The sequence below is a fragment of the Paenibacillus sp. J22R160 genome (assembly GCF_059692135.1).
Genome location: NZ_JCAUAU010000004.1, coordinates 423105 through 444058, shown reverse-complemented (window position 1 = coordinate 444058; position 20954 = coordinate 423105). Strand labels below are relative to the sequence as shown.

The 20954-nt window shown below is 44.6% G+C and carries 24 protein-coding genes and 1 other annotated feature; of the genes, 21 read left to right on the top strand and 3 right to left on the bottom strand.

Annotated elements, in window-relative coordinates; genetic code table 11:
- Positions 1 to 87: 87 nt before the first annotated feature.
- Entirely contained in the window at positions 88 to 1668 is a 1581-nt protein-coding gene (gene serA, locus AC58UW_RS12800; protein ID WP_497421024.1) for a phosphoglycerate dehydrogenase, read from the bottom strand.
- Positions 1669 to 1741: 73 nt separating this feature from the next.
- Positions 1742 to 1974, bottom strand: a binding site (T-box leader).
- 239 nt (positions 1975 to 2213) lie between these two features.
- Between serA and AC58UW_RS12795 the strand changes: the two genes are divergently transcribed.
- A complete protein-coding gene (locus AC58UW_RS12795; protein WP_497421023.1) occupies positions 2214 to 2537 on the top strand; it encodes a rhodanese-like domain-containing protein in 324 nt (107 codons plus the stop codon).
- A 77-nt stretch (positions 2538 to 2614) separates the two neighbouring features.
- Here the strand turns inward: AC58UW_RS12795 and AC58UW_RS12790 are convergent, their stop codons facing one another.
- Complete coding sequence (locus AC58UW_RS12790; protein WP_497421022.1) at positions 2615 to 3535, bottom strand: hypothetical protein; 921 nt, start codon at positions 3533 to 3535, stop codon at positions 2615 to 2617.
- Between the two features lie 89 nt (positions 3536 to 3624).
- Here AC58UW_RS12790 and AC58UW_RS12785 point away from each other — a divergent pair, with 89 nt between their 5' ends.
- The 4 genes from AC58UW_RS12785 (at position 3625) to AC58UW_RS12770 (ending at position 6205) form a co-directional block, all read left to right on the top strand.
- On the top strand, positions 3625 to 4236 hold the full coding sequence (locus AC58UW_RS12785) for a CPBP family intramembrane glutamic endopeptidase (RefSeq protein WP_497421021.1): 612 nt from the start codon (positions 3625 to 3627) through the stop codon (positions 4234 to 4236).
- Positions 4233 to 4436, top strand: coding sequence for a hypothetical protein (locus AC58UW_RS12780; RefSeq protein ID WP_497421020.1), 204 nt, complete (start codon positions 4233 to 4235; stop codon positions 4434 to 4436). Before AC58UW_RS12785 ends, AC58UW_RS12780 begins: the two co-directional genes overlap by 4 nt.
- A gap of 105 nt (positions 4437 to 4541) precedes the next feature.
- Positions 4542 to 4844, top strand: a complete 303-nt coding sequence (locus tag AC58UW_RS12775; RefSeq protein ID WP_497421019.1) for a hypothetical protein — start codon at positions 4542 to 4544, stop codon at positions 4842 to 4844.
- Positions 4811 to 6205, top strand: coding sequence for a stalk domain-containing protein (locus AC58UW_RS12770; RefSeq protein WP_497421201.1), 1395 nt, complete (start codon positions 4811 to 4813; stop codon positions 6203 to 6205). Before AC58UW_RS12775 ends, AC58UW_RS12770 begins: the two co-directional genes overlap by 34 nt.
- A gap of 55 nt (positions 6206 to 6260) precedes the next feature.
- Here the strand turns inward: AC58UW_RS12770 and AC58UW_RS12765 are convergent, their stop codons facing one another.
- Positions 6261 to 7118, bottom strand: coding sequence for a polysaccharide deacetylase family protein (locus tag AC58UW_RS12765; RefSeq protein WP_497421018.1), 858 nt, complete (start codon positions 7116 to 7118; stop codon positions 6261 to 6263).
- Positions 7119 to 7283: 165 nt separating this feature from the next.
- On the opposite strand from AC58UW_RS12765, the gene AC58UW_RS12760 reads away from it, so the two are divergent.
- The 16 genes from AC58UW_RS12760 to der all read left to right on the top strand — a co-directional run bounded on the left by AC58UW_RS12760 (position 7284) and on the right by der (position 20945).
- Entirely contained in the window at positions 7284 to 7604 is a 321-nt protein-coding gene (locus AC58UW_RS12760) for a hypothetical protein (protein ID WP_497421017.1), read from the top strand.
- A gap of 247 nt (positions 7605 to 7851) precedes the next feature.
- A complete protein-coding gene (locus tag AC58UW_RS12755) occupies positions 7852 to 8457 on the top strand; it encodes a genetic competence negative regulator (RefSeq protein ID WP_497421016.1) in 606 nt (201 codons plus the stop codon).
- A 131-nt stretch (positions 8458 to 8588) separates the two neighbouring features.
- The gene (locus AC58UW_RS12750) at positions 8589 to 10091 is read left to right on the top strand and encodes a DnaB-like helicase C-terminal domain-containing protein (protein ID WP_497421015.1); all 1503 of its coding nucleotides are present in this window, start codon (positions 8589 to 8591) and stop codon (positions 10089 to 10091) included.
- Between the two features lie 95 nt (positions 10092 to 10186).
- Positions 10187 to 10882, top strand: a complete 696-nt coding sequence (gene prsW / locus AC58UW_RS12745) for a glutamic-type intramembrane protease PrsW (protein ID WP_497421014.1) — start codon at positions 10187 to 10189, stop codon at positions 10880 to 10882.
- Positions 10883 to 10953: 71 nt separating this feature from the next.
- The gene (locus AC58UW_RS12740) at positions 10954 to 11109 is read left to right on the top strand and encodes a hypothetical protein (protein ID WP_186456150.1); all 156 of its coding nucleotides are present in this window, start codon (positions 10954 to 10956) and stop codon (positions 11107 to 11109) included.
- Positions 11110 to 11218: 109 nt separating this feature from the next.
- Positions 11219 to 12592 carry a germination protein YpeB gene (gene ypeB, locus AC58UW_RS12735; protein ID WP_497421013.1) on the top strand — a complete coding sequence of 458 codons (1374 nt, stop codon included), beginning with the start codon at positions 11219 to 11221 and terminating at the stop codon, positions 12590 to 12592.
- A 105-nt stretch (positions 12593 to 12697) separates the two neighbouring features.
- Positions 12698 to 13351, top strand: a complete 654-nt coding sequence (locus tag AC58UW_RS12730; RefSeq protein WP_497421012.1) for a flagellar brake protein — start codon at positions 12698 to 12700, stop codon at positions 13349 to 13351.
- A gap of 109 nt (positions 13352 to 13460) precedes the next feature.
- The gene (locus tag AC58UW_RS12725; RefSeq protein ID WP_497421011.1) at positions 13461 to 13685 is read left to right on the top strand and encodes a hypothetical protein; all 225 of its coding nucleotides are present in this window, start codon (positions 13461 to 13463) and stop codon (positions 13683 to 13685) included.
- 139 nt (positions 13686 to 13824) lie between these two features.
- Entirely contained in the window at positions 13825 to 14508 is a 684-nt protein-coding gene (cmk, locus tag AC58UW_RS12720; protein ID WP_497421010.1) for a (d)CMP kinase, read from the top strand.
- Between the two features lies 1 nt (position 14509).
- On the top strand, positions 14510 to 15091 hold the full coding sequence (locus AC58UW_RS12715; protein WP_497421200.1) for a lysophospholipid acyltransferase family protein: 582 nt from the start codon (positions 14510 to 14512) through the stop codon (positions 15089 to 15091).
- A gap of 151 nt (positions 15092 to 15242) precedes the next feature.
- Positions 15243 to 16553, top strand: coding sequence for a 30S ribosomal protein S1 (gene rpsA, locus AC58UW_RS12710; RefSeq protein WP_497421009.1), 1311 nt, complete (start codon positions 15243 to 15245; stop codon positions 16551 to 16553).
- A gap of 31 nt (positions 16554 to 16584) precedes the next feature.
- A complete protein-coding gene (fni, locus tag AC58UW_RS12705) occupies positions 16585 to 17643 on the top strand; it encodes a type 2 isopentenyl-diphosphate Delta-isomerase (protein WP_497421008.1) in 1059 nt (352 codons plus the stop codon).
- A 129-nt stretch (positions 17644 to 17772) separates the two neighbouring features.
- Positions 17773 to 18399, top strand: coding sequence for a YphA family membrane protein (locus AC58UW_RS12700; protein WP_497421007.1), 627 nt, complete (start codon positions 17773 to 17775; stop codon positions 18397 to 18399).
- Positions 18399 to 19304, top strand: coding sequence for a YIEGIA family protein (locus AC58UW_RS12695; RefSeq protein WP_497421006.1), 906 nt, complete (start codon positions 18399 to 18401; stop codon positions 19302 to 19304). Before AC58UW_RS12700 ends, AC58UW_RS12695 begins: the two co-directional genes overlap by 1 nt.
- Before the next feature lie 6 nt (positions 19305 to 19310).
- Positions 19311 to 19490, top strand: coding sequence for a capping complex subunit for YIEGIA (locus AC58UW_RS12690; RefSeq protein ID WP_127451228.1), 180 nt, complete (start codon positions 19311 to 19313; stop codon positions 19488 to 19490).
- 129 nt (positions 19491 to 19619) lie between these two features.
- On the top strand, positions 19620 to 20945 hold the full coding sequence (gene der, locus AC58UW_RS12685; RefSeq protein WP_497421005.1) for a ribosome biogenesis GTPase Der: 1326 nt from the start codon (positions 19620 to 19622) through the stop codon (positions 20943 to 20945).
- Positions 20946 to 20954: the final 9 nt, after the last annotated feature.

Genomic DNA, 20954 nt, shown 5'->3' with positions numbered 1-20954 from the left:
AACTCACAGCAAACGCCTTTCATTTTGTAGAATATTCAGACAAAATCTTGTTGTTCGTGAAACACTTTGTACCTTTAGTTGAGTGGTTTATACCTTAAGCGCACGAACATTCACGATTTCGGCTTGTGTCGACAGTTCTGCTAACACTTCAGCAGGAGCTGATTTGTCGATTGTCAGAACCATGATGGCGGATCCGCCGATCACTTTACGACCTACTTGCATCGTTGCAATGTTCACGTTGTTGCTGCCTAGCAGTGTTCCTACGCGACCGATAATACCTGGTTTATCATTGTGGGAAATAAGAAGCAGGTTTCCTTCAGCAGAGAAGTCAACAGGATATTGATCGATACGTACGATACGTTCGCCGTAACCAGAAAGTAAAGTTCCTGCTAGCGTTTTTTCTTCTTGTTTTGTTTTTAGGGTAACTGTCACAAGGTTTGTGAAGGAGCTTGATGTGTTTGATGTTTGAACAACAATGTTCACATCGCGTGATTTAGCCAAGTGCATCGCGTTTACGATGTTGATGCCTTCCAGTTGGTTCTCGAAAACACCCTTAACAATGTAACGAGTTAATTGGCTAGTATCTACATCAATCAGATCGCCAGCATAATTGACAACAATTTCATACACAGCGCCTTGTGCGATTTGACCAAGAATGGAACCGATCTTTTCGCCAAGCCCGAAATAGGGTTGAAGTTTGTTCAAAACATTTGCTGGTACTGGCGGCAAGTTAACCGCATTTTTGAAAGGCTCATTGCGCAGAATGTGAAGTACTTCTTCTGAAACGTCAATCGCAACATTTTCTTGCGCTTCAATGGTAGAAGCACCAAGGTGAGGGGTTACGATTACTTTTGGATTGTTCAAGAATGGGTGATCCTTTTGTGGAGGCTCTACTTCGAATACGTCAAAAGCAGCGCCAGCTACGATACCTTGATCGATCGCTTCAACCATTGCCATTTCGTCAATAATTCCGCCGCGAGCACAGTTGATTAGACGCATGCCCGGCTTCATGATTTCGAATTGCGGCTTGGAAATCAAGTGACGTGTTTCTGGTGTAAGTGGTGTGTGAACCGTGATGAAGTCGGCTTTCGCAACGATTTCATTAACAGTCCCAAGCTTAACCCCTAGTTTCTCTGCACGCTCTTCCGTCAAGAATGGGTCATAACCGATAACTTCCATGCCGAATACTTTCGCGCGTTTTGCTACTTCGCTTCCGATACGTCCCATACCGAGGATACCGAGTGTTTTGTTACGAAGCTCAACACCGATGAATTTACGGTCCCATTCGCCGCCGACTGTTTTCTTATAGGCTTGCGGGATCATACGAGCAGTGGACATCATCATCGCAAAAGTAAGCTCGCAAGTTGCAATTGTATTGCCGTCTGGCGCATTGATAACAATAATACCGCGTTTCGTTGCTGCTTCCAGATCAATGTTGTCGACGCCTACGCCAGCGCGGCCGATTACTTTGAGCTTAGCTGCTGCATTCATAATTTTCTCTGTTACTTTCGTTTGGCTGCGAACCAGGAGCGCATCATACTCGCCAATGATGGAGACGAGCTCATCTTCGGACAGACCAGTTTGTTTTACCACTTCAACATCAGCTGCATCATAAAGCATTTGAATTCCCATGTCACTAATTGGATCGGATACTAGAACTTTGTACATCATTCGTACCTCCTTAGAATATGAACATAAAAAAAACTCCCAACCCTCCGGAACAGACACGGATGTCTAGATCCAAAGGGACGAGAGATTGCTTTCGTGGTACCACCCTAGTTCGCTGCCCATTCGCATGAGAAGCCTCAATCGGTCTAACGACCTGGAACTGTAACGTGTTCCTGTTCCGACTGCATCTACTGATATTCAATGCAATAACTCTGGAGTGCTCCGCAAAATGTTCGCTACCGATTCGCACCAACCATCGGCTCTCTGAAAACTACTTTACTTGCTTGGCTCCGTCAACGCTTTACTGTGATAGAATTTTCATTAGATTACCATGCTGTTGAAATCGTGTCAATACATGTCGAATCATTTTCATCAAATTCACATGAAAGCCATATTTGACAAACACGAGAAAGCATTTTTGTTTATTTTAAAGCAACGCCCCTTAGAAAGCAATGCTATTTTTGCTTGAATTTTATCACGATTTTCGCTATTGTACTGGATAAATAGGAATTGCATTTGCAGCAGGCGAGGAAGGAAGTGCCATAGTGGACATAACGAGTATTCACCCGCAGAAATTCGTTGAAGCATTGGATCAACAGACATTGAAGGATAGCATCATTATTGATGTGAGGGAGCCACATGAATGGGAATTCTATCATCTGGAGGAAGCTAAGCTGATCCCCATGGGGCAAATTCCCCATCGTTTAGGAGAACTGCCAGAAGATCAGGATATATATCTCGTATGCGCTCATGGTGTGCGCAGTTACCGGGTTGCCGAATATTTGCAAGAGAACGGCATAGACCGCGTTATTAATGTAGATGGTGGAATGGCCGCAGTAGCAATGCTTCGTGGCTTTCAATACGACTGAGTATAACATTTGGTACCACAAAGGAGTTAAGCACCTTGAGGCCGCTTAACTCCTTTTGCCTATCATAATCGGTTATTTCAATTGACATCTGAGAAGAAAGGGAGCTGTGGTAGCTGTTCGTTCGTATACCATTTGGCCTTGCCCTTCACAAAGTCGCCGGATCGAACGGCATTGGTACTAAGCAGAAGATCCATCGTTTGATTGACGTCATTGACGTTCAGTTTCTTGGCTTGTCCGGAAGCGATAAACTCATCAATACGAATCGTCAAATCTTGCGGGTAAAAGGGAGCAAAGGATTTGTTATTTAGCAGCTTTGCTGTGATATACAGATTTTTGACATTTAAGTTCATTGCACGCCACTGATCCAAATTAGCATTTTTATTCGGATTGAAATTTTCAATATCAGGATCGATTGTTCCATTCCAAGCAACAATAGAATCAAAGTAATTCTTCTGAGCTGTCAGCGCCTGAGTTTTCGCTTCTATGAAATAAGCATCTTTTTGGATGGCATCGAGCAGCTGTGGTCCGCTTAGTCCATTGGCTTTGCTTTGATAACTTTTCAACGTATCTGCAAAAAGCTTCAAGCTTTTGAGATACCCTTGATGCGATTGGACGAGAAGCGGTGACGTTGCCGGCATATTTTTACTTTGGAGGGCGACATATTTCTCATCAGCCAGCTTGTTTAATTCTTTCAGCACGGCTGAAGCGTCAATGGTTGAATTACCAGCTTCGATTTGACTCATCAATTCAAACCATTTATTCTGAAATTCCCTAAAGGGCAAAAAGATGGTATGGTAATAAGAAACGAGAACTTGCTGGTCGTAGGCACCATATTCTTGTACAACCGCCTTATCAGCGTGCAATATTTTCTCGTATTTCTGATCCGATTTTTCCTGTCCGATTTTCAATCCGTAGAAGAAAGCGCCGAGTATACAAACAAGCATAAAGATAAACATAAGTGCAAATAAATAATCAGTGCGGGTAAGACGCTTATCCATAATCAAGCTCCTTATTCTCTCTTTTTCTTTTAACTTAGTATAGGTGAAATAGGTATAAAAGGGAATATGTGAGGAAAGAGGCTGCATCTATGAAAAAATTCGATTTTAAGAGTATCCGTTTCGGAAAAGTCGATGTGAATGATCTCAATGACCGAACTTTACTGCTCAATCTGTACATAACCCAACTACTTACGCTTATTATCGGAATTATTATCATTTTTTTTCAGAGCAATCATAAGTTTATTTCTATGTTCACAATTCAAGGCGGTTGGAAAATCCCGATTTGGGGGAGTTTATTTGCAATAGCGGTCCTTGGGATTGATATGTTAATCTCAAGGTGGGTGCCTAAGGAAGTGTCGGATGACGGCGGAATTAATGAGATGATTTTCGGACAGCGTCCGATCTGGCATATCGCGCTCATTTCATTTATTGTTGCCGTATGCGAAGAAGTGTTGTTTCGCGGAGCCATTCAGCATGCCTGGGGACCTTATTGGACTAGTATTTTGTTCGCGGCGATCCATATTCGCTATTTACAGCATTGGCTGATGACAGGGATGGTATTTAGTATAAGCTACGGCCTCGGCTGGATCTATATACAAACCGGGAGCCTCTGGGCACCAATTATAGCCCACTTTATCATCGACTTCATCATGGGATGCATACTTCGTTATGGTAAAGAGGAGGAAGAACAGAGCACATGAATGCAGAGGGAAAGATGCCTTCTCGTTCTCAGCGAAGGCCAATTGAAATGGAGGAAGATGACACCTATTTACCGCCGCGGCAAGCGGTGCATCCCTCTGAACGGGGAAAATGGACCCGAATCTTTTACGTTACATTACTTTGGTTATTTGTCATTCTTGTTATTAGTTTAACGGCATGGGGGATTAGGTATTATTCATAAGATCTCCCAGTTGAGTAAAGTTGTGTAAATCATATAGAGGAGCTATGATAGATTCATAGCTTCTTTTTTTATGAGCTCACTTTGTCATGGGAGGATTTAGCTGCAATGAATGTCATTCTAGTAAGAAGAAAATGGACTGCTTCGGTAAAAATAATAGCTGCTCTGTTTGTTTTGTTATCAAGTTTGATTTGGTCGTCAAAACCCTCTTATGCGTTGTCATATGGTTACTTGACCTATCCACAGGGAGATGTAGGCCTTTTACGCCCGGCTATTGGGGTGAATTTAGAACTCAGTGAAGGGATAACGCCAGAAAGTTATCATTTTTATCTGAATAATCAGGAAGTGAAGGCTACTTATGATCCTGTTTCTGTTAAATATGTGTATCAGCCAAGCCACAAGCGGATCTGACACCTGGTAAGTACTCGGCACGTTTATCTTTTAGCTTCAGCGGTTATGAGCCTGTTCAGATTAGTTGGGATTTTACGGTAGTACCTGGAGCCGTCACACTGTCTTCTGAGACAAGCCAGGAGCAGCAAGCTGGTCTGCAGGCGATTAACGACTATCGGGTCAAAATGGGATTAACGAAAGTGAAGTTTAGCGATGCTTTGAACGTAGCGGCTCAGAAGCATGCGCAATATTTGTCGCAAAACAAAATCGATCCAATTAAAACAGCCGTTTCCTTGCATGATGAGGATCCGGCGCTGCCTGGATATATTGGAAAGTCCTTGAAAGAACGCGCACAATTTATCGGATACGCTCGCTCGAGCAGCGAGGACGTAGCTTACAACAGTGTCTCGCTTGTTGAAGCAATTGATAGTTTATTTGATGCTCCTTATCATCGAACACCATTTATGGTACCTGGACTCGTCGAAATTGGAGTTTATAAAGATGGGCCTTATCACGTCATTGAATTTGGATTTTCGGATGGGGTATCACCTGAACTTGTTGTTTCTCCAGGCAGCAACGATGTCTATGTCCCGACGATGTTTGATGGCCATGAAACACCTGATCCGATTCGTAATCATGCGGCAGCGGCATATCCAGTCGGGTATCCAATCATGGCTTCAATTTATGGACCAGGCGTAAAGAAAGTTCGTTTGGATGAGGCAGAATTAAAGGATGAAGCCGGGAAAGCTGTCAGCCTGTTGAAGAACGAGCCTGGCACGGACGATCATCTGGATACAGAAGTGATTATCATGCCATCGAAACCGTTAGATTTGGATACGACCTATAAAGCGAAAGTCAAATTAACGGCAACTATGGAGGATGCTACCACCAAGTCTTACAGCAAGGAATGGACGTTCCGCACAGAGCCTCGCGAGGGCTTAGGCGTGCTTAAACTGCACAGTGATGCGGCTTCTTACACACTACAAATGGGCAATTTCGGACTAAATCGAAATCATCTCGTGTCATTTGCTTTAACTGGCGACAAATACGTTCTCGATCTCATCCCGTATCCAATGAAACAGAAGCCATATATTCAAGAGGGAACCTCCTATCTTTATATCCGAGACCTCGCCGCGGCTCTAGGTGCAACAGTGGAGTGGGATGATAAACAAAAGGCTGCGGTATATAAGAAAAAAGACAAAACGATCCTCTTCTATACAAACAGGGATGCATATAGCTTGAATGGTGTGGAGCATCAGGCGGAGGCCGCGGCTAAGTTAGTTAATGATACAACGATGATCCCAGTTCGTTTGCTGTCAGAAGCGCTTGGGGCGAAGGTAACCTTTGTAGAGAGCACGAAAACGGTCAATATCAGCTATTAAAAGAAAAAGCTTTGCAAGCCCCTGATGATGTGAAAGGGAGCTGCAAAGCTTTTTGTTATCTCATTTCAAGCTCAATAGCATTCGGATCTACGAACGAATACCCTTTTTCCTCTAACTGCGTCAGAAGAGTGTCTAAAATTTTAACTGTCCATGGCAGTTCATGCATCAGAATATTGCTGCCGCCATGCAGCTGCTTCATGACATTCTCGATGACTTTGTTAGGGTCATTCTTTTGATTAGTCATTTCCCAATCCAATGATCCGTTTGACCAAGTCATATAAAGCATTTTATTTTCTTTAATTTTAGCTTTCAAATAGTCGTTGCCCGAACCAAATGGCGGACGGAAAAATTGCGGGGTCTGCCCGGTTAATTCTTTTATTATTTTCTGAACATCGTCCACTTGTTGATCAATCTTGGCATTCGGCATGTCTTTCAAATTGTCATGATCCCATGCATGATTGCCAATGATATTGCCGCTTTCATGGATGAGTTTAACGAGCTCGGGTTTTTGTTTGATCCGGTAGCCATTCAAAAAGAAAATCGCCTTCGCGTTATGTTTTTTGAGAGTATCGATTAGCGACTGATTCATCTCCTGCTCTTTGGGTCCATCATCAAAAGTTAACAGGATAATTTTCTTGTTTCCGTTAGGGTCATTGGGGACGATATCATAATTTTTGTTCATATGATAGTCCTTCTTTACTTCTTGCGGTACTGTTTTTGTTGGCTCTGGCGTAGGTGTAGGAGTCGGCGTTTGGGTAGGTGCTGCCGTAGGAGTAGGGCTAGCAGCTGTCGTAGCTGCTGTTGTTGGTGTCGCACTGGCTGTGGAAACTGGGCTTTTGGCTGGTTGGCTTTCACTGCAGGCCGATAGGAATATCATCATGCTGATCAACAGGACACTGGCTTTGTTAGTCATTTCTCGTTCTCCTCAGGCAATATAACTTCTTTCGTCTCTCCTTATAGTACCACATTTCACATAGAACATATCTCCTTTGTTTTCCTATTGTTTGGACGTATGCCCTCTCTACAACTCGCGCAACCTATGAAGGATTCATACTAAATTAACATGGAGGGAGACCCAATGAAGATAGGAACATTTTTGTTAGGTGGCATTGCCGGAGCTGCAGCGGTCGTCTATCTGAATCGCAAAAGTAAATCAATGTTGTTCTCCGCGTTCAGCTCATCAAGTGAATCGATGGGGAAAGTAGTGGATAAAGCGAAAGATACTTTTGCGAACAAATCCTTTGGTGATTCGCCAGTTCGGAATTTCTCAAGTACAAGCTCAAATGCGAGCGGCGGACTGGGCCAGGTGGAAAAAATCGTGAAGGAAGATCCTCATTTGAGTGTGACCGTCAACGAAATTCTCAAAGCCAACAAGGAAAATACGTCGACAATTCAATAAATGCTCACAACAGGCACAGTCAGGCAAACCCACGGGGCCGGCTGTGCTTTTTCTTTTTATACATAACTTGCACGTGCAATTGGAATCAAATAGTGTTAACATGGTAGGTGAAAACGATAAAAGAATACTTGTCCAAATCTTGCTTCAAGGTTCACATTTTTGTTTTTTTATCATATTCTGTTTTAATAAGATGACCATGCTTTCGATGCAAGCTTTCCAATTGGGAGGCTCAAAGGAGGATCCTATCATGAAAATAGAACGCTTAAGTCAGGATAAGATACGGATTTTCCTAACATTCGATGACTTAACTGAACGCGGAATTCAAAAGGACGACATGTGGAGAGAAATCCCCAAAGTACACGAATTATTCAGTGAAATGATGGATCAAGCCTATTCAGAGCTCGGATTTGACCCGTCCGGACCTCTAGCCGTTGAGGTGTTTGCACTGCCAGCCCAGGGAATGGTTGTCATTGTAACAAGAGGCAAGCTTGATTTGTATGCGAATTCAGATTCGTATGAGGATCATGAAGCTGAAGAAGTGTATGAGATGGAAGTAACGCTTGAACAAAGCGATTTAGTCTCCTATGCGTTCCGTGACTTTGAAGATCTGCTGCGTGTCTCCAAAGTAATCAATCCGCTACTCATTGAAGGCGGCACCCTTTATTCGTACAAAGGGAAATATATTTTACAACTAGAACCTGTTGACCTTGAAGATACGAAGTACCAAGCGTTAATCGCGGTCCTATCCGAATTCGGGGAAGCTGCTTCCGTCACACAAGCGGTGCTTGAAGAGTATGGGAAGACGATTATTGCCGATGACGCCGTGAAGGTGCTTTGTCAGCACTTTAAATAAAGGCCATCCTCTTTTCTTTTGTTGTTGAATGAAACAAGCATCTTCAAAAACAACCGTTTTTGTTGATGCTTTTTTTAATTGGATAGAAAGTGGTTTTGCATCCTTGTGAAGAGACGATTGGGGAGAAAATCATGACGAACTTAGAGCATAAACGGCTGGCGCCAACGTTGGCAGCGGTTGATTTGGACAGTTTACTTAGCTACTACCAGAAACAGATGAGAGAAGAAGCTTATTTGTATTTGCAAAAAAGAGGAATTACCGAGGAAACCGCTCAATTATTTCGGATTGGTTTTGAAATCGGAAAAATCGGGTTCTACGTCGATCAGAATCAGCTAGGCGATTATTTTGAGCACAGAGTGATCTTGCCAATCCGTAATTACGACGGTGAGATTGTCGACTTAATCGGACGCTCAATAGATAATAAAGAGCCGAAGTATAAGGCCTTGCATGGGGTTGACCAATACCTTTTTAATTACGCTGCCTTGGAAGATTCCGATGAAGTCATTTTGTGCAGCGGCATTTTCGATGTGCTGTCTCTCACACAGGCCAAAGTCCCGGCTGTTTGCGTGCCGGATTATGGCATATTTAAAGAGCACCATCTTTCCCTTTTTACAGGGAAACGCGTTTATATTTGTATGGGGAACGACGAGTACGGACGGAGAGAGTCTACACGGATTGAATCTGTTTTACGAGAACAAGGTAATGAAACGTACATTATTTCTCTGCCTGAGACCATTCGGGATATTAATGATCTGTTCGTAAGAGCGAAAAATCCGGTTGAGACATTCCTTGCACTGGTTAATCAATCTGTTGAAGAAGCAATGTTAGCGCCTGTAGCGCCGGATATCAAGAATAGCACGGTTTATTTGGAAGAATATATGAAAAGATTCCGTGGGCAGGTAGCCTCTATTCGAACAGGATTTGATAAGCTGGACACGCTTTTGTTCGGCGGCTTTGGGAATGGCTTGTACCTTCTTGCCGGGTCAGGAGCTATAGGCAAAAGTATGCTGCTGAAACAAATGGCTGATCATATCGCGTTTGAAGAAACACCGGTCATATTTGTTTCCTGGGACATGACGAATTTTGAATTGTGGTCACGCAGCATAGCGCGGATCATTGGCGTAGCGCCGCAGAAGGTGCTTGGCGGAAAGATAGATCCCGAACAAGTGGCTGAGGCGAACAAACAGTATGGAAAAATTAGCAAGATGCTGTGGATGCTTGAGTGTACGATGAGTACAACGCTGGATCAAGTCGCCGCTAACATAGAACGAATTGCAGTCATCGTGGGCAAAGAACCCGTGATTTTCATCGATCATTTGCAGCGAATTCCAATGGGAGAAGGTTCTGCGGCACTGACTTGGCAGCAGCAGCAGGCAGCTATTGCGTTTACGCTTAAGCAGTGGTCCCGCGAATGGGATTGCCCGATTATCGCAGCTACTGCCTTGGAGCTAGGTCAAGATAACGTACCAGACCGCGTTCAGGCTTCTGCTGATGTCGTGATGATTATGCAACCGCTGAAATCGGATGTAGATGGCCAACAGGCGATATCGCTTGCATTAACGAAGAACCGAAATGGCACAATAGGGAATATCCCTCTCGTTTTCCATAATGATTGTGCGCTCTTTACCGAATAAATCATAGAAAAGTCATACCGAAATGACTATAATGTAATATGACATGACAGTACTGAGGGTACTTCATAACTTCTAGCATAAGGGGGAAGCCGCATTTGCAAATACTACCGATTGTTCTTGCAGCCGTAGCCCCAGGTCTCTCACTGCTTGCATACTTTTATTTAAAAGATCGTTACGAAACGGAACCCATCCATTTGGTCATTCGCATGTTCTTATTTGGCGTGCTGCTCGTATATCCGACGATGGTGCTTCAGAATGCTCTGATTCAAGAAGTAGGCGAGGGAACTTTTATTTCATCGTTTCTCTTATCCGGGGGCATTGAGGAGTTTATGAAATGGTTCGTTCTGTATCATTTGATCTTCAGGCATGAAGCATTTGATGAACCTTATGACGGAATCGTATACGCGGTTGCGGTAAGCTTGGGTTACGCTACTTTAGAAAATATCATCTACGCATTCTTAAATGCAGCATCCTTCTCGGCGCTAATGATCCGTGCGCTTCTGCCGGTTTCAGCGCATGCTCTTTTCGGAGTCATGATGGGTTATTACTTGGGGAAAGCCAAGTTCGTTCCTCACAAAGCCCAAAGGTATCTGTGGTTCTCACTCCTTCTGCCGATACTCTGGCATGGGTTGTTTGACTACATCTTGCTCTTTTTCAAATCCAACTGGGTCTGGGTCATGATTCCGGTTATGACATTTCTGTGGATTCGTACGATTTGGCGGGTTGACCGGGCGAATGCCCATTCGCCTCTGCGCGTCGCTTCAAGAGATGAGAAGATTAAAATGAGTTGATTTGGGCAATACTGGACTGTATAGAAGGCGTTTCCTGGCTCAAAGAGTTTGGAACTACCGGGAGGGTGTACATGTCCATAACACGAGTGAAAGTAAAGATCCGCTGCAGGCAGTGCGGGGAAAAGTTCGTGCTGAAAGGTAAAAGAGAAAAAGGTAAGATCGAAACGGGCTTTAGACAGTGTATCTGCAGTAATGAGCATGATTTCGAAGTAGAGACGGATGAATAACGAGGGGCCATTCTTTAGGAATAGGCCTCTTTTTGTTGTCAATCTTGTATAAACCTGTCTATCTGCGCAAAAACTAAGCGCAAGTTTAGGGGATGAAAGGGGTATTCGCGTGTATAAAAGATTGAGCATTGTCATGTTTCCATTCCTTTTGGTTGCCTTAATCGGTGCATCGGTTTGGGGGTACTTGGAGCATCAGGAGAAAAATACGATTTTGATTAAAGCAGAGAACCAATATCAGCGTGCGTTCCATGATCTCTCTTTCCATATGGATAAACTGCATACGGAGCTAGGAAACACACTGGCTGTTAACTCAACAGCTGAACCTTCTTACCGGAAAGGGCTTGTGAATGTGTGGCGGTTGACCAGTCAAGCTCAAAGTGATATAACACAGCTTCCGTTAACGCTGCTGCCTTTTAACAAAACAGAGGATTTCTTAGCCAATATGGCTAATTATTCATACCGGATGTCCGTTCGCGATATGACCAAGCAGCCATTAACGGAAACGGAAATAAAAACGCTAAGTTCGCTATACGATCATTCCGCTGAGATTACGAAGGAAATACGCGGGGTTCAAGACAAAGTAATGACGAACAATTTGCGTTGGATGGACGTGGAACTAGCGCTAGCTTCCGAAAATGAAGTGCATGATAATGCGATTATTGACGGCTTTAACATCGTGGATAAAAAAGTAGGCGCCTACGAGGAGCTGAATTGGGGACCTGGCAGTATGGGCATGCTTTCCCAGAAGAAGATTAGCATGTTGTCCGGCAACGATATGACGGCAGATCAGATTAAGCAAAAAGCATCGCAATTCCTTGGTCAAGCCGATGCAGCGAACATGCAAGTCGTAGAAAACGGTGGAAATTCGCCTGAGAATCAAAGCTACAGCGTTGTGATCCCGAGCGGGACTAGCGGCGCCGATAGTGTCCAGATGGATTATACGAAAAAAGGCGGTCAATTGATTTATTTTATGAAACCGCGAGATGTCAAAGAATCGAAGTTTGACCTGCGGCAGGCACGCGATATCGCAAATGAGTTCTTAGATCAACATGAATATAAAGATATGAGTGCAGTCAGTTATGATCAATATCAAAACATCGCGAATATTATTTTTGCTAAACGTGAGAAAGATGTTACGATATATCCGCAGCAAATCAGCGTTAAGGTAGCGTTAGACACGCTCGAAGTAATTGGCCTTCAAGCTTCGGATTATATTTATGGCCAAGTCCAGCGGAATTTCGGACAACCCAAAATTACATCGGCCGAAGCGCGGAAACAACTAAGTCCGAATATGAAAGTGACGGCGGAATCTCTCGCTGTCATCAAAAATGATTTGGATGAAGAGGTTCTCTGTCATGAATTTATAGGGAAAATGAACAATAATCTTTATCGAGTCTATATCAATGGTGATTTGGGCATGGAAGAAAAAATCGAGACGATTCGTCCGGATCAAGCACAAGCAGCTGCAGAAAAAACGACATAATATTGAAAAAAAAGGAGCGGATTCGAGACCGGCTTCTTTTTTTTGCTATTCAAATAAGAGAGGCGTGGTATAATTGTGTCATAATATGTTTCGGAGGTGCAGGGATTGCTGCCCAAGGTCAACCAAATTTTACATATACAAGTCAACAGCATTGATGAAGAAGAATCGAGAATCGAATACAAATCTAGAATTGCCGATGTAACGGATAGCTCAATCGTCATAGAAATTCCAATGAATGAGCATACGGGTCGACTCAAAAAGCTGTATTATGGCGATGAGTTAAACACCTTTTATATTGGTCAAGGCGGCGTGAAACATTACTTCACAACGTCGGTTACCGGTTTTCGAGAAGACGTAATTCGGCTTGTCGAGCTTCACAAGCCAGAGCCGGATGCAATCACGCAAGTCCAACGTCGAAGCTTTCTAAGGGTGCCGGCGGAACTGGAAATAGCGATCAAAGTGTCAGACCAAGTTCAATTTATTGGCGTGACCGACGATGTTGGCGGAGGCGGCGTTTCGGTCGTTTATGATGGCCAAATCCCGCTAGGCATCAACATGTTTATTTCCTGTTGGCTGCTAGTGCCTTACAAGAATGGCAACATTGAGCATATTCCTTTTAGCGGCGAAGTTGTACGGGTCAAACAATTGGATACCGGCAAGCAACTCGCCATGGTCAGATTTGTTGAAATTTTGGATAGGGAGCGCCAGAAACTAATTCGTTTTTGTTTTGAACGCCAGATGGATTTCCGGAAAAGATAATATAGGGATCTTTTGACTTAGTCAAAAGTCTCTCTGCTTGTAAGCATGAGAGTTCACTCGCTTGGGTATACTACCAGACAATATGCCTATTCGAGCAGGTGAGAAGCTCATGTCCAATGATCGGGAAACGAAGTCCTACGAGCAGTTGTTTATCCTCTTTTCTGCGAAAGTAGAAAAGGTGATTATTCGGACAACACTCGTTTGTTTTATCGTACTTATTTGCGTACAGTTATTGCTCCAAATCCCTTATATTCGTAAGCATTTTACACGGGTTGAACCGTTAGAAGGAAAGCCTTATATGCTGCCTCAAAATGGGAAGGGAGAGCGCTCTTAAGCACGTCAGGGTGCAATCTATTATCCGTCCAAGTTTTGCATATGACTAGGTAGTGTGATATAATTTGAATCAATTAGCAGGCAGTGCCTGCTTTTTTGTTCGTAAGGTATTGTGAAGTATCGTTGGGAGGAACAGCAGCTTGGATAAGTTCAATATTGCCATTGATGGACCTGCTGGAGCCGGTAAAAGTACCATTGCTCGGCTAGTTGCCGGAGCACTTGGATTCGTTTACGTGGATACAGGAGCCATGTATCGGGCAGTAACATGGAAAGTACAGCAAGAAGGGCTGCTACCTGAGCAAGAGACAGAAGTGGCTGCTTTGGCCAATCGCATGAAGATTGAGCTCATACCTGGAGAAGAAGGTCAACAAGTTTTTGTCGATGGCGTCGATGTGACGAAAGCAATCCGTACGACGGACATTACAAACCATGTTTCCCGAATTGCCAGTTATGGCGCGATACGCGAATTGCTGGTCGCCTTGCAGAAACAAATGGCGATTTCCAGGGGCGTTGTCATGGATGGCCGGGATATCGGCACTCATGTCATGCCTGACGCCGAAATCAAGGTATTTCTAACAGCCAGCGTAAAGGAACGCGCAGAGCGACGCTTCAAAGAGATGCAAAACAGCGGTACTTGTACACTGACGCTCTCCGAACTTGAACAGGACATTGCTCGTAGGGACCAATTGGACCAAGATCGAGAGATTTCTCCGCTCAGACGTGCTCATGATGCTGTGTTGATGGACAGTACCTCAATGACGATTGAAGAAGTTGTGGATGAGATCCTTGGGCTTTGTAAAAACAAAGTCGGAGGTGGCAAATAAGATGCTATACCGCATCGGCAGGGCCTTGTTTCGCTGCTTTTTCACCTTGTTTTTCCAGTTGCGAGCCATCGGTACGGATAATGTCCCTAAACATGGTGCAGTAGTGCTTTGCGGCAATCATACAAGTTTATTGGATCCTCCATTATTAGGAACACCGTTGAAACGTATGGTACATTTTATGGCGAAAGCTGAACTATTCGATATTCCTGTTCTGGGCCCGGTCATTTCAAAAGTAGGCGCTTTTCCAGTTAAACGCGGTGGCGTAAGCAGAGAATCGATCCGTCTCGCGGTGCAACTGCTCCGTGACGGCAACATGTTAGGCGTTTTCCCGGAAGGTTCACGAAATAACGCTGGGGGAATGGGCAAGAAGGGCGCTGCTTCTCTTGCTTTGAAATCTGGCGCTGCGGTCGTTCCTGTGGCAATTATTGGTACTTATTCTTTATTCCGCCGCATGACCATCGTATACGGCAAACCCCTTGATTTGAGTGCTTATGCGGGAGCTAGCTCAGAAGATTTGGAGCTCGCGACTGAAGCCATTATGAAAGAAATTCGCCGCTTACACAGTACATATAGCAAGGCATAAGCCACATGTATGGAAATGAAAGCTTGGAATTATACTATCTTCAAAAGCGAATGATGATGATTGTTTTGTTTGAAACAGAGTAGAAGCTTACATACTGCTTTGTGACTTATAAATTATTTTTTGTTGGTTGTAATTAGAGGAGGCTAATCTCATGTCAGATGAAGTAAAAGTTCAAGATCAAACGCAAGAAGCTCAAGAAACAGCCGTATCGCAAGCAGAAGCGGAGCATGCCATGAACAATGTTGCTGTGCTGAAGAAAGGCGCTACCGTGAAGGGCAAAATCGTTAAGGTAGACGCAGATCAAGCCTTCGTGGATATCGGTTACAAATACGATGGTGTTATTCCGGTTCGCGAACTATCTTCCGTTAGCTTGGAAGATGCTGGTCAAGCAGTACAGCTTGGACAAGAAGTAGAATTGAAAGTTGTTTCTATCAACGATGCGAAAGAAACTTTGGTTCTTTCCAAACGCGTTGTGGACAGCGAAAAAGCTTGGGAAACATTGCAAGGTCAGCTAGAAAGCAAAGAAATTATCGAAGCTTCTGTAGCTGAAGTTGTAAAAGGCGGTTTGGTTGTGGATATCGGCGTACGTGGTTTCGTACCTGCTTCCATGGTTGAGCGTCAATTCGTTGAAGATTTCTCCTCCTACAAAGGCCGCACATTGCGTCTACGTGTGAAAGAAATCGACCGCGAGAAAAACAAAGTCATCCTTTCTCAAAAAGATGTATTGGATGAAGAATTCGAAGCAAACAAAAAGAAAATCATCGAAGGATTGCAAGTAGGACAAGTCCTAGACGGTACTGTTCAACGCTTGACACAATTCGGTGCATTTATCGATATCGGTGGCATCGATGGTTTGGTGCACATTTCCGAGCTAGCTTGGCACCATGTAGATCAAGCTTCTGATGTTGTAAAAGAAGGCGATAAAGTTAAAGTGCAAATCCTTAAACTTGATCCGTCCAATGACAAAATCAGCCTTAGCATCAAAGCTACACAAGCAGGCCCATGGTCCAATGTGGAGAATGATTTCAAAGCTGGCGATATCGTAACAGGTACTGTAAAACGTCTTGCTGCTTTTGGCGCATTCGTTGAAGTGGCTCCTGGTGTTGAAGGCCTTGTGCATATTTCTCAAATCGCTCACCGTCACATCGGAACACCTCATGAAGTATTGAAAGAAGGCCAAGAAGTTCAAGTGAAAATCTTGGAAATCAATGCATCTGAGAAACGCGTTAGCCTAAGCATCAAAGAAACAGAAGAAGCTCCAGAAGCTCCTGCTGGGGCAGCTGCTCCATCCGCTGCTAAACCAGAAAGAGAAAGACAGCCTAGAGGCGACCGTGACCGCGGTAACAGCGCTAGTCATCAAAAAGAAATCGCTGGCAACGAGAACGTATCTTTAAGCAACCAAGGTCTGTCCATGACGCTTGGCGAGCGTTTCGGCGACAAGCTTTCCAAATTTAAAAAATAAGTGATACTTGGATTTTAGGAGGACCAAAGGAATGCGCATCTCACGCAAAATGGAGCATGTCCATTACGCGCTGGAGCTTGGTCAATCCAGACAGCAAGGGCTGTCGGATATCAAGCTTGTGCATAACTGTCTACCTGAGACTTCAACGGATCACATTGCATTAACGACTGAAATCGGCGATCTCATTATGAGTTCGCCGATTTTAATTAATGCGATGACCGGAGGCGCCCAGGAGACAGAGAGCATCAACCGCGAACTAGCCATTCTGGCAAGGGAGAAGGGCATGGCGATGGCCGTCGGCTCCCAGATGTCAGCGCTTAAAAACAGCGAGGTAGCATCCAGCTACCAAGTTGTGCGACGCGAAAACCCGAGGGGGGTCGTGTTTGCGAATTTGGGCAGCGAGGCCACCGTTGACCAAGCAGTTAGAGCAATTGAAATGATTGAGGCCAATGCGTTGCAAATTCATTTGAACGTCATGCAAGAGCTGATCATGCCTGAAGGGGATCGCAGCTTTGTAGGCATGCTCAAGCGGATTGAAGCAATCGTTCGGCACGTGCAGGTGCCGGTCATTGTCAAGGAAGTCGGCTTCGGCATCTTGAAAGATAACGCCAAACAATTACAAGAGATTGGTGTTCGTATCTTGGATGTTGGCGGTTCCGGCGGCACGAATTTCGCAGCCATCGAGAATGCCAGACGTCCAGCAGCCATAGAGTGGCTGAACGACTGGGGCACCCCGACAAGCATCTCGCTATTGGAGGCGCTGTCTGTTTACACAAGAGGCAATGTAATTGCCTCAGGGGGTATCACGAACGCTTTGGAAGCGGCCAAAGCGCTTGCTCTTGGCGCTTCTGCCGTCGGTATGGCGGGGGCATTTCTGAAGGTGCTGCGCGAGCAAGGCACCCAAAGCCTGCATCATTTTGCAGATGAGCTTCATCAAGGACTTATATTAATTATGACAGCGCTAGGCGCTCCTACGATAAAGGATTTGGGGCAATGCCCCGTCGTCATTATGGGAGAAACGGCAGAATGGTGCCGTACCCGTGGGATTGATTTAACTTCATATGCAGATAAAACCAATCGGAGTAAATAATCGAAAGATTGCCATACTAAGGATCAAGATGTGCTTCCCTCTACCTATGGAGAGTGGAAGCCTGTAGATCCGCAGGCAAGCGGTGATAGTTATCATCGGTTCGCCAATGCCTTGTAGGGTGGTCAGATTATGAACTCCGGTTATTTGTCTCTCATTCTCCTTTGTATCACGTTGATTTTGTTTGCCAGCGGCTGGAAGGAGCTGTACGTCAGAAGTATATCGCATAAGGGCATGCTTCTTTTTTTTGCCCTGTGGATTGCAGGTTCATGCTTTTCTGTGACGATCAAACAAGTGCATATTCAACTCGTCTATATCTTGGTTTTGGTCATTAGCATAGGTGTTCTTTTCGTGATTCAAGGCTTCATTCATAAGCTTCATGTGCTTTCTATCGGGCTTCTGCTGGGTTCGCTTCATTTCTTGCTGCAGCAGCTGCTGGAGATGGATCCTATCCTCATTGTGCGAAATTCAGATTGGGATATTGCCTTATTGCTCGCTGTGATAGCGGTTGTTTTACAGCGCAATCCTCTGGAGCAAATTGCCGCTCTCTCGATGGGCTATTTGCTTGGTGATATGTACCAGGCAGGCATTCATCCCGTAGGGGGCTACCATCATGTCGGCCATTCGACATTTCAAGATCAATGGTGGCTTTCTGTCTTTACGGCGCGAACGATGACGATTATTCTGCAAGCGGCCTACACGGGCTGTCGAAGTATGATAAGAAGCTGGTTGGAGCGAAAAGGAGGCTGGAGAAAGTAATGGACTGGTTTTATGCACATCGGTATACGATAGGCATCGTCGTAGGTGTTATTTTTGGGATTATAGCTAGGCTTAATATGCTTAGGACCGATTACAGGCAATATCCAACATATCCACACGGAAAAATCATACATATTTCCCTTGGCGTAATTGCGGCAGGTTTAGGAGCTGTTGCAGTGCCGGCTTTGCTGGACAAAAACTATACAGCAGTTACGTTTCTTTCCTTAGCCGCGCAGCAGTTCCGAGATGTTCGCAATATGGAAAGACAAAGCTTAACGAAGGTTGATGAACTGGAGCTAGTTCCGAGAGGGGCTGCTTACATCGAAGGCATCGCCATGGTTTTCGAGGGAAGAAATTATCTGGTCATTTTCTCAGCTTTTCTGGCGTCCCTCTTCAGTATTTTGTTTGCTTGGTACTGGGGAGTTCTAGCCGGTATTTTGTCCATCTGGCTTGCGCACTATTTTAAATCAGGTAAAAAGTTAGGGGAAATAGCGGATATCGAAGCCGTTCCTATCCGGATTGATGGGCCCGATTTGTTCGTCGGCTCCATTTATATTATGAACGTGGGGCTGGAGGATAGCCGAAATAAGATTCAAGAGCATGGGATAGGTTTTCTGATCAAACCCAAAAATCGCAATTCTCGCGTGACCTTGGCGAATCTGGGCCAAAGACAGGCGATTCTCCATGATATTTCTACCTTGTTTGGCGTTTACCGGGATGAGGGGGAACCTTCTTTACGGCCAATGGCCAAGCTGGATATGAATACAGGAACTGTCGGAGTGCTGCTGCTGCCACAGGAGAAAGATGCTAACAAGACATTTATTGCTCTGCATCGGGTTCCCGTGTTAGAGAGCGCCGTGCGTATGCCGTCTGAAGCCGGTGTAAACAAAAATAAGGGGGCATGAATTGTCATGTCGCAAATTCTTGCAGTTGTGACATTAACAAAGGATCGGGTTGGCGGAGGTGCGCCAATCTTTGTGGTGGAGCAAGAGGATGACCTGCAGAAAGTCTCTTTCTCACTGGAAAAAATATTGGATGCGAACGCGCATGATTTGAAAAATGGCACGATGATTTTGGTTAAGCATACTTGAGATGCTGCTGTGCCATAATCAATTTGGCGAAGTCTCAAAAGAGATTAGCCAATTCGTGTCTTTTTTGTTATGATGTAAGTTGCGTATTTTTCCATGGCTGATCATGGAATTCGAAGGAGTGAATGAGAATTGGCTAGACCAGTACTTGCAATTGTCGGCCGACCGAATGTCGGAAAATCCACCATTTTCAATCGGATCGTAGGCGATCGTCTTGCGATTGTGGAAGATAAACCGGGTGTAACACGTGATCGACTCTATGGTGTGGGCGAATGGCTGAATACGTCATTCAGCGTGATTGATACAGGCGGTATTGAAATTGATGGCGAGGATGCGATCCTCAAATCTGTTCGTGTGCAGGCGGAGCTTGCGATTGAAGAAGCGGATGTCATTGTGTTCATGGTAGATGCTAAAGCGGGTGTAACCCCATCGGATGAAGAAGTAGCCCAACTGCTATTCCGTTCCAAAAAACCGGTCGTACTTGCCGTGAACAAAGTCGATAACCTTGCTCGCCAAGATGATATCTATGAGTTCTATTCTCTGGGATTTGGCGATCCAGTTGGGATTTCGGGTTCACACGGTATCGGTATCGGCGACTTACTTGAAGTTGTCTGCGGGCTTTTCCCTGACAAAAAGGACGATGAGTATGGCGAAGAAGTTATTAAATTTGCTCTAATTGGTCGTCCGAACGTCGGAAAATCGTCCATGACAAATGCGATTCTCGGCGAGGAACGGGTTATTGTCAGCGACGTTGCCGGCACGACGCGGGATGCCATTGATACACCTTTTGAGCGGGATGACCAGAAATTTGTTATTATTGATACAGCTGGTATGCGCAAAAGAGGCAAGGTCTATGAGAACACAGAGAAATATAGCGTTATGAGAGCAATGAAAGCGATCGAACGCGCAGACGTTGTGCTCGTTGTTATTGATGGTCAAGAAGGCATCATTGATCAAGACAAGCACATTGCTGGATATGCGCATGAAGCAGGAAAAGCGATTATCATTGTCGTAAATAAATGGGATATCGTTGAGAAAGACGATAAAACTATGCAGCATTTTACACAAACGATTCGTGACCATTTCTTGTTCTTGAGCTATGCTCCGATTGTCTTTGTATCAGCCAAAACAACACAACGCTTGCATAAGCTGTTGCCGGTTGTTATTCAAGTGGCGGAGAATCATGCCCTACGTGTTCAGACGCATTTGTTGAATGATGTTGTTTCCGATGCTGTAGCGTATAACCCTCCTCCGACGGATAAAGGCAAGCGTCTGCGGATTAATTATGTCACACAGGTTGCCGTTAAGCCTCCTGTCTTTGTGCTCTTTGTGAATGAGCCTGAGCTCATGCACTTTTCATATGAACGGTATTTGGATAACAAAATCCGTGCAGCCTTTGGTTTTGAAGGAACACCGATTCGTATCCTAAGCCGTAGAAAGACTTCGGACAAAGAATAAGGAGATGTT